Annotated in this window: 11 protein-coding genes and 1 pseudogene; 3 read left to right on the forward strand and 9 right to left on the reverse strand. The window is 56.8% G+C overall.

Annotated elements, in window-relative coordinates; genetic code table 11:
- Positions 1-118: 118 nt before the first annotated feature.
- The 3 genes from LGQ10_RS13060 to LGQ10_RS13070 form a co-directional block, all read right to left on the reverse strand.
- The gene (locus LGQ10_RS13060; RefSeq protein WP_058433501.1) at positions 119-469 is read right to left on the reverse strand and encodes a phage holin family protein; all 351 of its coding nucleotides are present in this window, start codon (positions 467-469) and stop codon (positions 119-121) included.
- A gap of 521 nt (positions 470-990) precedes the next feature.
- Complete coding sequence (locus tag LGQ10_RS13065; RefSeq protein WP_226525792.1) at positions 991-1,734, reverse strand: helix-turn-helix transcriptional regulator; 744 nt, start codon at positions 1,732-1,734, stop codon at positions 991-993.
- Between the two features lie 647 nt (positions 1,735-2,381).
- Positions 2,382-3,413 carry a methyltransferase gene (locus LGQ10_RS13070; protein WP_226525793.1) on the reverse strand — a complete coding sequence of 344 codons (1,032 nt, stop codon included), beginning with the start codon at positions 3,411-3,413 and terminating at the stop codon, positions 2,382-2,384.
- 454 nt (positions 3,414-3,867) lie between these two features.
- Between LGQ10_RS13070 and LGQ10_RS13075 the strand changes: the two are divergent.
- The 3 genes and pseudogenes from LGQ10_RS13075 to fdxA all read left to right on the forward strand — a co-directional run.
- Positions 3,868-4,050: pseudogene (locus LGQ10_RS13075) on the forward strand (transcriptional regulator); the annotation flags it as partial.
- 335 nt (positions 4,051-4,385) lie between these two features.
- Positions 4,386-6,953: a DNA mismatch repair protein MutS gene (gene mutS, locus LGQ10_RS13080; RefSeq protein ID WP_226526134.1), complete on the forward strand. Its 2,568-nt coding sequence runs from the start codon at positions 4,386-4,388 to the stop codon at positions 6,951-6,953.
- A gap of 142 nt (positions 6,954-7,095) precedes the next feature.
- Positions 7,096-7,419 (forward strand): ferredoxin FdxA, encoded by a 324-nt coding sequence (gene fdxA, locus LGQ10_RS13085; RefSeq protein ID WP_058435386.1) that lies wholly within the window; start codon positions 7,096-7,098, stop codon positions 7,417-7,419.
- A 514-nt stretch (positions 7,420-7,933) separates the two neighbouring features.
- Here fdxA and rpoS read toward each other — a convergent pair.
- The 6 genes from rpoS to ispF form a co-directional block, all read right to left on the reverse strand.
- Entirely contained in the window at positions 7,934-8,941 is a 1,008-nt protein-coding gene (gene rpoS, locus LGQ10_RS13090) for an RNA polymerase sigma factor RpoS (RefSeq protein WP_058435387.1), read from the reverse strand.
- A 106-nt stretch (positions 8,942-9,047) separates the two neighbouring features.
- A complete protein-coding gene (locus tag LGQ10_RS13095) occupies positions 9,048-9,920 on the reverse strand; it encodes a peptidoglycan DD-metalloendopeptidase family protein (protein ID WP_226525794.1) in 873 nt (290 codons plus the stop codon).
- Positions 9,921-10,126: 206 nt separating this feature from the next.
- Positions 10,127-10,762, reverse strand: a complete 636-nt coding sequence (locus tag LGQ10_RS13100; protein WP_226526135.1) for a protein-L-isoaspartate(D-aspartate) O-methyltransferase — start codon at positions 10,760-10,762, stop codon at positions 10,127-10,129.
- A 41-nt stretch (positions 10,763-10,803) separates the two neighbouring features.
- Positions 10,804-11,553 (reverse strand): 5'/3'-nucleotidase SurE, encoded by a 750-nt coding sequence (surE, locus tag LGQ10_RS13105; RefSeq protein WP_058435389.1) that lies wholly within the window; start codon positions 11,551-11,553, stop codon positions 10,804-10,806.
- Complete coding sequence (truD, locus tag LGQ10_RS13110) at positions 11,541-12,599, reverse strand: tRNA pseudouridine(13) synthase TruD (RefSeq protein ID WP_226525795.1); 1,059 nt, start codon at positions 12,597-12,599, stop codon at positions 11,541-11,543. The genes surE and truD overlap by 13 nt, the downstream gene beginning before the upstream one ends.
- A complete protein-coding gene (gene ispF / locus LGQ10_RS13115; protein WP_058436688.1) occupies positions 12,596-13,069 on the reverse strand; it encodes a 2-C-methyl-D-erythritol 2,4-cyclodiphosphate synthase in 474 nt (157 codons plus the stop codon). Before ispF ends, truD begins: the two co-directional genes overlap by 4 nt.
- Positions 13,070-13,107 lie beyond the last annotated feature (38 nt).

The following is a 13,107-nucleotide window of genomic DNA, read 5'->3' on the forward strand; positions in this document are numbered from 1 at the left end:
TACCACTGTCGATCAAGACGCATGAAAAGTACTGGCCGGCGCTCGACAGGCCGGCCACGGGCAAGGCGAACCAAACCGAATTTGCCGGCAGGTTCGCCCAGGGTTGAAGAATGGCTGCTCAGGAGCGATCGGAATGCGAGTCACGCTCGGCTACCTCGCAAACACCGATGCGCTTGGCCGCCCAACGCTCGTAAAGACCGATGGCGACGTCGGCGCCGGCCATGGCGGTCAAGCAGCCAAAAGCGCAGGCGGTCCAGATCGAGACGCCGGCGGCATACAGCAGCATGATCGCCGAGACACCGCAGACCACACAGGCCCCGGAGCGCAGCGCCAGGCGACGCAGGAGCGCCCAGCCGCGGGCCCCCTCCTTGTCGGCACGCCACATTTCGCCGGAAACGCCGCCCACCAGGGCCAGGACGATGACCATCCAGATCGGCATGTCCAGCAACGCTTGTTGCTCGTTTGTCATTCAGGTCTCCCGTGTGGATTGGGGCCGGTGAAACGGCCGGTTGATGAAAAACTCAAAACGATGGTTCAAGGGGTCCCTGTCTATTGGCGGCCCACGTCAGGCAGGCATTCCAAAAAGCCCGGTCGCCCGGGCTTTTCAGTAATGCAATCCTTGGTCTTTCGGCACTACTGGTGCGGTACGGACCCATTCAAATTGTTCCTCCGACCGCGACCCCTGTCCGCCGGATAACTGCTTCTGGTGCTTTACGCTGCACACCTGGGTCAGTTGCCAACCCTCTGAACCGTCGAGGCCGGTTCATCGCTGCCTTTGCTTTTGCCACTAAAGAGCGTTGTTGCAGCCGCTTTCGAGCGGCTTGAGACGAATATTATGCATTAATGCATATGCAGTCAATGCGTAAATGCATTTATTTATGCGAGTTTTTTGCTCCCATGCATGAAAGCCGCATAGGCATTGGGGATGAAAGGGTTTTACGGGACAAAAAAAAGCCCGCTCAGAGGCGGGCTTGGTTTGCGGGTGACGGGCTAGCGGGCGTACATGCCCCACCAGAAGACGTGGCCAAGGATGCTGATCTGCTCTTCCTGGATGTCCTGGAAGCTGTAGTCCTCATCCGGGTGCTCATCGCGATTGAAGCTGCGCAGGCGGATGCCGGTAGGCAGGCGATACAGCTGTTTCACTCGCAGCTGGCCGTTGTGGTTGATCGCATACAGGTCGCCGTCGACGATATCGCCAATGGCGCACTTGCCAGCGTTGACACCAACCGTGGCGCCGTCGCGGAGCACCGGCAACATGCTGTTGCCGCGTACCGTCACGCACTTGGCCTGGTCGAACTGCACACCGTTGTGCCGCAGGCTGCGCTTGCCGAAACGCAGGCTGGAGCGCTCGCTTTCCTCGATGACGAATCTTCCTGATCCAGCAGCCAATTCAACCTCACGCAGAAAGGGAACCGAGACCTCGTCATCGTCGACGGGGGTATCGTCATCCCACAGGCTTATGTCCTTGAGTTCCGAATGAATCTCGTCGCGACCCGCACTGCGGGCGGGCGCGATACCCACGCGCCCGCGCAGTTGATCGGTGCTCACCTGGAAGTATTCGGCGATCTTGGAGATGTGCTTGTCCGAAGGATCGACGATCTTCCCGCTGAGAATCCGCGAGAGGGTGGATTGAGGCACACCGGTGCGGCGATGAAGCTCCGTGGGGGAGATGGCATCGCGATCCAGTAGCTCTCTTAAGACGGTAGAAACGTTGCGTATTTGCATAAAGCGCATATTGCGTGAACTTTCAAGGGAAGACAAATGCTGTTTTGCATATTTAATGCATTTTCCCGCCTCGGCAGGTTGCCCAGGGTGCCTGCGGGGCCGCCAGTACCCGTGGTAACCTTGCCGCCATCAGTAAAAAGCCGGGCCCCAGCGCCCCTTTGCGTCAGCCATTCAACGAATCCGCCTATATCCCAATGAGTAAAAATACCTCCGACCTGTCTCCTATACGCCGATGATGCTCGGGTATTAACAGAAGAGGTCCTACCGCCTCGAACAGCAGAAACTGTAAGGCATGATTGACGAAAGAATTAATGGTGCAGTTTGATGCCAAATGGAATTGATTGGCGTACGGTTTGCCTCTTCCCGAATTCTTGGATTGCTGTATGAAAACCAGGATAGCGAGGATTGGGACTCGCCGCAGATGATGAGGGAATCGTTGGAAGGGCTAGCCAGACCTGATAAATCAACAAATTGGGGGCCAACACAGGCCCGCCCGGCCCCATGTTAATGATTGATTTAGCGAGAAGGTCGCCAAACTCAAACTGCTTGAATTGATAGCACCGCAAAATTAGAGTCCACGTGTAACGAGCGAGATGGACTAGTTACGCGAAAAGCTCTGAGCACTTGAACACTAAGTTGCTCAGAGCTTATAGCATTTAGTTAGAATTACGATGACACTCGATATAGTTCATATCGAATCCGCGCGATGGGCTGACACTTTCTATATGAAGGCCTGCCTGAGCACACAAGGATTGAAAGTGCTTGGTACTTCTTACCTTGCCGGGCGTCCACACTCGTTGCTCAAAGTTTCGCGTATGAATAAACTCGGGGTTGTCGAATGTTTCAGGAAACTCTCGATCGATCAATCCTTCAATAATCACAAGCCGGGAGTCAGGACGCATTGCTTCTGCAATGGAGGTCAATATTCGAATGACGTTAGTGTCATCCCAGTCATGTAGTACGTGCTTGATTGTATAGAGATCATGCCCAGCTGGAATCGCATCGAAGATATTGACACCCATGAATTGACAGTTTTTTAAGCCAAGCGCGCTAATATGTCGATCGGCATTACTTTTATTCGCTGGTTGATCACAGATAATACATAATAATTCCTCATATTTTGAGGCCAGTGCACCTGCAAGGCTACCAATCCCACCGGCCACATCGACAAGGCTTCTTGCACTACCGACAACCAACTCATCGACAATATCTGGTATAAGCGATTGATTGGTTACACCATGCATAAACTCCACAAACACCTCATTGGCTTCAGAGTTTTTGCTGTAATAGTCCCATATCGTATCTTGGTGAGCTAGCTTGAATGCATTTTCACCTGTCAAGAAATGATCCTCAAGCTTAAGAACTCCTGGAACTATCTGTTCTGCCCAAACAAACAAATAACCTCTAAACCAAGATTTAGAGGCCTTAGAAAGTTGCAGACCCTTTCGAGCAATTACGTACTTCTCGTTATTTTTGTGGATGAATTTCAGTTCAACAGCCAAGCTCAGCAAGTCATCGAGAATATCTGATTGCGCATTGCTGAGGCTATTCAGTTCATCGAGAGTTTTAGGGCCAGTAACTAAAAATTCAAAAATCTTGACTTTTGTCAAAAAATGTAATGCATGTGCCGCATAAGATGCCTGAATCAGCTCATAGCAATTAAGATCACTAAGTATAGATTTAGCCATTAAGTTTCTCCCTGAGCTTTGGGTTATTATCAATAACAAAAATTAACGGAACAGAAAATTTGTTCCTCTTAAGCAAATTCACTTACTAACCTCACCATCTTACAAGGCGGGCGTAATCGGTAGATTACAGAATTTTTTCGAAGAAAACCATGTAATGTTTACCTCCAGCCGCCTCAAAAAAATCCCACGTTAAGCACTCTCGGCTCAGAGTATGAGCCGACGTGAAGGCTGCTGAAACGATTCACCGAAAGAGAAGATCCTTCGCCGCGTCAAACTTAATAAATAACGAAGCGAGGAATAAATTACATTCAATATGCTAACTGGTGCACCTTCGTAATCATATTCAAGCGCATTAACTCAACAATGGAGTCTTCCTCAAGGCAGACCCGGAAACTTAACATTACACATGAGAGTTAACCACTGTAGTAGTTAACTTTCACAACATTTCAGCTGAGATGACGAGGTCTCGGTTCACTTTCTGCGTGAGGTTGAATTGGCTGCTGGATCAGGAAGATTCGTCATCGAGGAAAGCGAGCGCTCCAGTCTGTGTTTCGGCAAGCGCAGCCTGCGGCACAACAGTATGCAGTTCGACCATGCAAAGTGTGTGACGGTACGCGGCAAAAAAATGTTGCCGGTGTAATGCAGCACGAACTGTATCTGAACAGTCAAGTAACACCCAAAAGAGCATACACATCAAAAATGACTTTCACCTCACTCCAAAGCACCCAATAGCTCCAATTCCATGAGAACAAGCACCTGAGAACTCACTTCTCATGATGTTCCTTCGACAAAATGTGATCTTTTTTTGAGTGCACTTCCATGCCTCTCCCGAGGAACCTTCTCAAACAGTTCATGGTAGGCTTCCATACCTACCGACGGGCATGACAGGCATCAATCAGCCAAGCTTCGTAACGCCCCATTTTTGCCTCAACAAAATGCAAACTCAGAATTAAGCCCTTGATGAATAGAACAATTTCAGATTTATCCAGCCATACGCCGATGATGCAGCAGTACTGGCGCCTCAAGAACCAACACCCCGACCAACTGATGTTCTACCGCATGGGTGACTTCTACGAGATCTTCTATGAGGATGCGAAGAAGGCCGCCAAGCTGCTGGACATCACCCTCACGGCACGGGGCCAGTCGGCGGGTCAAGCGATTCCCATGTGCGGCATCCCTTACCACGCGGCCGAAGGTTACCTGGCCAAGCTGGTCAAGCTCGGCGAGTCGGTGGTGATCTGCGAGCAGGTGGGCGATCCCGCCACCAGCAAAGGCCCGGTGGAACGCCAGGTAGTGCGGATCATCACGCCCGGCACGGTCAGTGACGAAGCGTTGCTGGACGAGCGTCGGGACAACCTGATCGCTGCGGTACTGGGCGACGAGCGCCTGTTCGGCCTGGCGGTGCTGGACATCACCAGCGGCAACTTCAGCGTCCTGGAAATCAAGGGCTGGGAAAACCTGCTGGCCGAGCTGGAACGAATCAACCCCGTGGAACTGCTGTTCCCGGACGATTGGCCACAGGGCCTGCCGGCGGAAAAACGCCGCGGTGCAAGGCGTCGGGCTCCCTGGGACTTCGAGCGCGACTCGGCCCACAAGAGCCTCTGCCAGCAATTCTCCACCCAGGACCTCAAGGGTTTCGGCTGCGAGAACCTGACGCTGGCCATCGGCGCTGCGGGCTGCCTGCTCGCCTATGCCAAGGAAACCCAGCGCACTGCCCTGCCCCACCTGCGCAGCCTTCGTCACGAACGCCTGGACGACACCGTGGTGCTGGACGGCGCCAGCCGTCGCAACCTGGAGCTGGACACCAACCTGGCAGGTGGGCGCGACAACACCCTGCAGTCGGTAGTCGATCGCTGCCAGACCGCCATGGGCAGCCGGCTGCTGACTCGCTGGCTGAACCGGCCACTGCGCGACCTCAAGGTCCTGGAGGCGCGCCAGTCCTCGATCACCTGTCTGCTCGATGGCTACCGTTTCGAACATTTGCAGCCGCAGTTGAAGGAAATCGGTGATATCGAGCGGATTCTCGCGCGGATCGGCCTGCGCAACGCCCGTCCACGAGATCTGGCCCGCTTGCGCGACGCCCTTGCCGCCCTGCCCGAACTGCAGCTGGCAATGACCGAGCTGGAGGCGACACACCTCAACCAGCTGGCGACAACCACCAGCACCTATCCGGAGCTGGCGGCGCTGCTGGAGAAAGCCATCATCGACAACCCGCCAGCGGTCATCCGTGATGGCGGCGTGCTCAAGACCGGCTACGACGCCGAACTGGACGAGCTGCAGTCACTGAGCGAGAACGCCGGCCAGTTCCTGATCGACCTGGAGGCGCGGGAGAAGGCGAGGACCGGCCTGGCCAACCTCAAGGTCGGCTACAACCGAATCCACGGCTATTTCATCGAGCTGCCGAGCAAGCAAGCCGAACAGGCGCCAGCCGACTACATCCGTCGCCAGACCCTCAAGGGCGCCGAGCGCTTCATCACGCCCGAGCTCAAGGCCTTCGAAGACAAGGCGCTGTCGGCCAAGAGCCGTGCCCTGGCACGGGAGAAGATGCTCTACGATGCGCTGCTGGAAACGCTGATCAGCCATCTGCCGCCACTGCAGGACACCGCCGGCGCACTGGCTGAGCTGGACGTGCTGAGCAACCTGGCGGAACGAGCACTGAACCTGGACCTCAACTGCCCACGCTTCGTCAGCGAACCCTGCATGCGTATCACTCAAGGCCGCCACCCGGTAGTGGAACAGGTGCTGACCACGCCGTTCGTGGCCAACGACCTGAGCCTGGACGACAATACGCGGATGCTGGTGATCACCGGTCCGAACATGGGTGGTAAGTCCACTTACATGCGGCAAACCGCGCTGATCGTGCTGCTGGCCCATATCGGCAGCTTCGTGCCGGCGGCCAGCTGCGAGCTATCCCTGGTGGATCGGATCTTCACCCGGATCGGTTCCAGCGACGACCTGGCCGGCGGACGCTCGACCTTCATGGTGGAAATGAGTGAAACCGCGAACATCCTGCACAACGCCACTGATCGCAGCCTGGTGCTGATGGATGAAGTGGGGCGCGGGACCAGTACGTTCGACGGTCTTTCTCTGGCCTGGGCTGCGGCAGAACGTCTCGCCCATCTGCGGGCCTACACCCTGTTCGCTACCCACTATTTCGAGCTGACGGTACTGCCGGAAAACGAACCGCTGGTGGCCAACGTCCACCTCAACGCCACCGAGCACAACGAGCGGATCGTCTTCCTGCACCACGTGCTGCCCGGGCCTGCCAGCCAGAGCTATGGCCTGGCCGTAGCCCAGCTGGCCGGGGTTCCGAGCAATGTGATCGTGCGTGCTCGGGAACATTTGAGCCGCCTGGAAACCACCAGCCTGCCCCATGAGGCACCGAAAACGGTGCAGGGAAAAGCCTCGGTTCCGCAGCAGAGCGACCTCTTCGCCAGCCTGCCGCATCCCGTGCTGGACGAACTGGCCAAGCTGGATCTGGACGACATGACACCCCGTCGGGCACTGGAAATGCTTTACACATTGAAGACACGCATCTAACGCGAACGCCTTCAAGCTGTTAGAATCTCGCGCGGTTTGGGATGCTGTGAACTATTAGCCTGGTCCACAGACTATCGCTCCCAAACCTGGCGACCCCGTCCTGTAGGGGCTCCGCTGCCGCCGCCTGAGGAGAGAATTAGAAATGACCTTCGTCGTCACCGACAACTGCATCAAGTGCAAGTACACCGACTGCGTAGAAGTCTGTCCGGTGGACTGCTTTTACGAAGGCCCGAACTTCCTGGTCATTCACCCGGATGAGTGCATCGATTGCGCGCTGTGCGAGCCTGAATGCCCTGCTGTGGCCATCTTCTCCGAGGATGAAGTCCCGGAAGAGATGCAAGAATTCATTCAGTTGAACGTCGAGCTGGCAGAGATCTGGCCGAACATCACTGAAAAGAAAGATTCGTTGCCTGATGCTGAAGAGTGGGATGGCGTCAAAGGCAAGATCAAGGATCTTGCACGCTGATTGCCAGCGCGCTCCTGGAAAAGGCCCCTTGCGGGCCTTTTTGCGTTTAGGGGACCAGGATTTCAGTCAGTACTTTTCGACAGGCAAAAAAAGGGGCGGTATGACCCGCCCACATTTTTTCCCTAGTCCCTGTGTTCCTTGTCATCATCCTGATGAATCGCTTCTTGCGATGTCCTGACCATCATCCTTGATGGCTGTGTCTATCCGTCGACACAGGGTTGATATTAGAGACTTCCCAGACAACGGCAATCGCACTATCAGCGGGAAATTTTGTCCAACCTGTTCATACCTAAAATAAAAATCCTTTTAAATCAAAAAGATAAAAAATAACTTAAGTCGATTTAGGTAACTTAGAAGTAGTGAAACCCCAAAGGATTACGAAAAAGTAATCTTTGGCTTACACACTAACTAAGAACAGTTCCCCTTCTCTTCCCCCTCCCGCCACGCAATCGCTTTATGTCATCCATGAAAAAGCCCCGAACGAGTCGGGGCTTTCTACCGGCCAGTTCAGCGGCTACTGAAACAGCGACTCACTGGACAGCCCATTCTTCTCGAGAATCTCACGCAGGCGCTTGAGTCCTTCCACCTGGATCTGCCTGACCCGTTCACGGGTCAGGCCAATTTCCAGGCCGACGTCCTCCAGCGTGCTGCTCTCGTGCCCTCGCAGGCCAAAACGACGTACCACTACCTCGCGTTGCTTCTCGGTCAGCTCGGAAAGCCATTGATCGATACTTTGCGAAAGATCGTCATCCTGCAGCAATTCACACGGATCTGTTGGCCGCTCGTCGGTCAGGGTATCCAGCAAGGTTTTGTCCGAATCGGGCCCCAACGAGACATCCACCGAAGAAACGCGCTCGTTCAGGCCGAGCATGCGTTTGACTTCCGCTACCGGCTTCTCCAGCAGGTTGGCGATTTCTTCGGGAGATGGCTCATGGTCGAGCTTCTGTGTCAGCTCACGGGCGGCCCGCAAGTAGACGTTGAGTTCCTTGACCACGTGAATCGGCAGCCGGATGGTCCGGGTCTGATTCATGATCGCGCGCTCGATGGTCTGACGAATCCACCAGGTGGCGTAGGTCGAGAAACGGAAACCGCGTTCAGGATCGAATTTCTCCACCGCACGGATCAGACCGAGGTTGCCCTCTTCGATCAGGTCCAGCAGCGATAACCCACGATTGACATAGCGCCGGGCGATTTTCACCACCAGTCGCAAGTTGCTTTCAATCATGCGTTTACGCCCGGCTGGGTCGCCACTCTGCGACAAACGCGCAAAGTGCACTTCCTCTTCGGGAGAGAGCAATGGAGAAAAACCGATTTCATTGAGATACAACTGCGTCGCGTCGAGCGCGCGGGTGTAATCAATGTACTTGTGTTGCTTGATTGAAGCGGAGCTTTTGGATTTGGTGCGAACGGAAGGTGGAGTTGCCCCCTCATTATTCGACATCGAATCCATATCGATACCGCTCTCCATAAGGAGAACTTCATCGTCGATGTCAAACTCCGGCACTTCTTTACTGAGAGCCATTGTTATAGTCCTTTGGTGAGTTCGACCTCAGGCTCGAGCGTCGCCTATATCCCTGGCAACACTGGAACCTGTTCCCTCTACGTGAGTGGAACAGGTTGGTAACGGATCAACGACGTGGCAGGAATTGCAGCGGATCTACAGGTTTACCTTGTCGGCGAATCTCAAAGTGCAGTTTCACCCGGTCTGTACCAGTTGATCCCATCTCGGCAATTGTCTGTCCGACTTTGACCTGCTGCCCCTCCCGAACCAGAAGCTTACGGTTATGACCGTAAGCGCTGACGTAGGTTTCGCTGTGTTTGATGATGACCAATTCGCCGTAGCCCCTTAAGCCACTCCCGGCGTAAACCACCGTCCCATCAGACGCAGCTAAAACAGGCTGTCCCAAATCCCCGGCGATATCAATGCCTTTATTCAAACTACCGTTTGAAGAAAATTTCCCAATGAGAACGCCGTTCGAAGGCCATCCCCAACCCGTCGGCGCAGGGCCTGGCGGCGGGCTTGGAACCGGCGTCGGAGCTGGGCTGGGCTTGTTTGCCGGACTGGTCGTGACAGCTGTTGCCGGAGATGTCGTGGTCGTCGCAGGGCGACGAATGACCGTCGTCTTGCTGGAGGAAGAAGCCCCCGTCTGGGTGCTGGTCACCACCGTGGCCGGTGCAGTACCGGTACGGCCGTCAAACCGGATGGTCTGCCCCGGATGGATGGTATAGGGCTCGGCGATATTGTTGCGAGCGGCCAAGGCCTTGTAGTCCCAGCCATAACGGAAGGCGATGGAAAACAGCGTATCCCCGCGACGCACTACATATTGACCGGTGGTAACAGTGGGACGCTGCGGCGCCGCATTGCTGTTGCGATCAACCACTCCAACACTGCTGGTCCTGGTACTGGAGCAACCGACCAACAAGGAACTCAAGACAAGGCCAATCATCAGTCGCTGAAAGCTAGTTGTACCCATACGCTGCGCAATGACTGTGAGACTCACCCGCCGCTCCCTTTCTGGTGGTTGACGATATAGATTGCCTGGCTAAGGCGTGAAATGACGCAAGTATAACCGGGTGCCGGCGCTTTACCGCCGGCACGGCATGGGGCCGCTGGGATTTGTCACGGGTCGTTGCCCCACTCATTGACGATCAATACGCCACTAAGACACAGCCAAACGAACAGAATTCACCCAGGCCCGAGAAATGCTCAGGCCAGCGGGCCGTTGAGCAGGGGCACGAAACGCACCGCACCCAGGACATGCCGGGCAAACCCATGTTCTTCGCGAACTATCAGCATCAGTTGCTGGACTTCGCCGGCCCCCACCGGAATCACCAGGCGCCCGCCAGGCGCCAGCTGGTCGAGCAACGCCTGGGGAATATCGGTGGCCACGGCAGTCACGATAATACCGTTGTAGGGCGCCAGTGCCGGCCAGCCCTCCCAACCATCGCCCCAGCGAAATACAACGTTGCGCAGATTCAGCTCCTGCAGACGCTCCTTGGCCCGGTCCTGCAGGACCTTGATCCGCTCCACCGAGAACACTCGCTCCACCAGTTGCGACAACACCGCAGTCTGGTAGCCGGATCCGGTGCCGATCTCCAGCACCTTGTCCAGCGGACCGGCCTCCAGCAGCAGTTCGCTCATGCGAGCCACCATGTAGGGCTGCGAGATGGTCTGGTTGTGGCCAATGGGCAGTGCCGTGTCTTCATAGGCACGATGGGCCAAGGCTTCGTCGACGAACAGGTGGCGTGGCGTGCGCCGAATCACTTCCAGTACCTGAGGGTTGGACAAACCCTCATCATAAAGCCGCTGGATCAGGCGTTCGCGGGTACGCTGGGAGGTCATGCCGATTCCCCGGCGCAGCAGGTCGTCTTGCTCGCGAGCCATCAGCGCAGCCCCTCCAGCCAGCCATTCAGGTTCCTGAACGCGTCATTGAAGGTGCGGTCCAGCTGCAATGGCGTAATGGATACATAGCCCTGCATGACCGCATGGAAATCGGTACCGGGGCCGCCATCCTCGGCGTCGCCGGCAGCGGCGATCCAGTAGCCTGCCTTGCCACGCGGGTCCACCACTTTCATGGGGGCGGCAGCACGGGCGCGATGGCCCAGGCGAGTCAGCTGGATACCCCGAACATGATCAAGCGGCAGATTGGGAATATTCACGTTCAACACCGTCCGTGGTGGTAAATCCAGCAAGCCTTGTGCCTCGACCAGCTTGCGGGCGAAATAGGCTGCGGTCGCGAGGTTTTCCACCTGCCGCGATACCAGTGAAAAGGCCATCGCCGGGCGTTGCAGGAAACGCCCTTCCAAGGCTGCAGCAACGGTCCCGGAATACAGTACGTCGTCTCCGAGGTTAGCACCCAGATTGATGCCCGACACCACCAGGTCCGGTTCATGCTCCAGCAGGCCATTGAGCCCCAGATGCACACAGTCGGTCGGCGTGCCGTTGATACTGATGTAGCCGTTGGCAAGAGTATGCGGATGCAACGGACGGTCGAGCGTCAGCGAGCTGCTGGCGCCGCTTTTGTCTTGATCCGGTGCGATAACCACACACTCGGCATGATCGACCAGCGCAGCATGCAGCGCGGCGATACCGGGTGCGGTTACCCCATCATCGTTAGAAATCAGAATACGCATGGGCTGTCCGTCTGCCCCACCGGCACCAGATCGACGAGTTCGCGCACCAATGCGGTGGCGAAACATCCGGCCGGCAGGACGAATTCCAATTGCAGAATGTCAGGCTCGGGATAATGCCACGTCAAACCGCCAATGGGCAGCCGCAGGATGCGTCGTTCCTGGTCCATGCCGGCTTTTATCAACCAATTGCACAGCGCCGGTTCGCGGGCGGCGATGTCCTGCTCCAGCGCGTGGGTGACACCTGCGGCGGGCGAGTCGCCCTCACCCCACAACGGCCCGGTGGGATGCAGATCGAGAATCCCCAGGCGCGGGTCGCTGCATTCGTCGGGGCCAGCCATGAAGAAGCTGCGGCTGTCGGTAAACGCCAGCAGGTCTCCGACCTGGGCCCGCTGCCAGCTACCGTCAGCCACCCGGGCCCCCAGCACCTGATTGAACAGATAACTGCGGGCCGCAGACAGCAGGCGCGAACGCACGTTGCGCTGCTCCGGCAGGGCCTCGCGTGCAGCCCAGTCACGGGCATCCACCAGGTTGCCGCCGTCATGACCGAAACGCTGGGCCCCGAAGTAATTGGGAATCCCTTGTCGGGCGATCAGCCCCAGGCGTTCGTCGACACTTCCATGATCTGCCTTGAGCTCCGTCAGGCGCAGGGTGAAGCCATTGGCCGCATGGGCTCCGCGTTGCAACTTGCGCCTGTGGCGGGTGGCCTGGAGGATCTTCAAGGTGTGGTTCTCGGCGGCGGCCATGTCCGGGTCGGCCTTGCCGGGCAGCTGGACGCTAAACCACTGGCGGGTCAGGGCCTGTCGATCCTTGAGGCCGGCATAGCTCACCGTGCGCAAGGGTACCCCGGCTGCCTTGGCGATCCGCCGAGCGGCTTCCTCGGTATTCAGGCCACGTTTTTCTACCCACAGCCACAAATGCTCGCCATCGCCGCTCAGGGGAATGTCGAGCACCTCATCGACCTGGAAATCCTCGGCCGTGGCCTTGAGCACCGCGCTGCCCAGGGCATCGCCATAGGCCCGCGGGCCCAACAGTTGCAGTTCGTTCATGCGCGCAACAACAAGGCCACGGAATGCACCGCAATACCTTCCTCACGTCCAGTGAAACCGAGTTTCTCGGTGGTGGTAGCCTTGACATTCACCTGGTCGAGTTCGACCTGCAGGTCCTCGGCGACCAGGGCCCGCATGGTGTCGATATGGGGCGCCATCTTTGGCGCCTGGGCCACGATGGTGCTGTCGACATTGCCAACCTTCCAGCCCTTGGCATGGATCAGCGCGACAACATGACGCAGCAATGCACGGCTATCGGCACCCTTGAACTGCGGATCGGTGTCCGGGAAATGCTTGCCGATATCCCCCAACGCCGCGGCACCCAGCAGGGCATCGCTGAGCGCGTGCAGCAGCACGTCGCCGTCGGAATGGGCCAGCAGCCCGGAATGATGGGCAATACGCACACCACCCAAGGTGATGAAGTCGCCCTCAGCGAAACGGTGCACATCGTAGCCGTGGCCAATACGCATAAAAAAACGCCCCGAAAAAGTCAGGGCGTGATTCTACC

The sequence above is a fragment of the Pseudomonas sp. L5B5 genome (assembly GCF_020520285.1).
GTDB lineage: Bacteria > Pseudomonadota > Gammaproteobacteria > Pseudomonadales > Pseudomonadaceae > Aquipseudomonas.

Coding starts and splice junctions, on each gene's coding strand:
- LGQ10_RS13060 (WP_058433501.1), bottom strand. CDS start 469: ATGACAAACGAGCAACAAGCGTTGCTGGACATGCCGATCTGGATGGTC.
- LGQ10_RS13065 (WP_226525792.1), bottom strand. CDS start 1,734: ATGCGCTTTATGCAAATACGCAACGTTTCTACCGTCTTAAGAGAGCTA.
- LGQ10_RS13070 (WP_226525793.1), bottom strand. CDS start 3,413: ATGGCTAAATCTATACTTAGTGATCTTAATTGCTATGAGCTGATTCAG.
- fdxA (WP_058435386.1), top strand. CDS start 7,096: ATGACCTTCGTCGTCACCGACAACTGCATCAAGTGCAAGTACACCGAC.
- rpoS (WP_058435387.1), bottom strand. CDS start 8,941: ATGGCTCTCAGTAAAGAAGTGCCGGAGTTTGACATCGACGATGAAGTT.
- LGQ10_RS13100 (WP_226526135.1), bottom strand. CDS start 10,762: ATGACCTCCCAGCGTACCCGCGAACGCCTGATCCAGCGGCTTTATGAT.
- surE (WP_058435389.1), bottom strand. CDS start 11,553: ATGCGTATTCTGATTTCTAACGATGATGGGGTAACCGCACCCGGTATC.
- truD (WP_226525795.1), bottom strand. CDS start 12,599: ATGAACGAACTGCAACTGTTGGGCCCGCGGGCCTATGGCGATGCCCTG.
- ispF (WP_058436688.1), bottom strand. CDS start 13,069: ATGCGTATTGGCCACGGCTACGATGTGCACCGTTTCGCTGAGGGCGAC.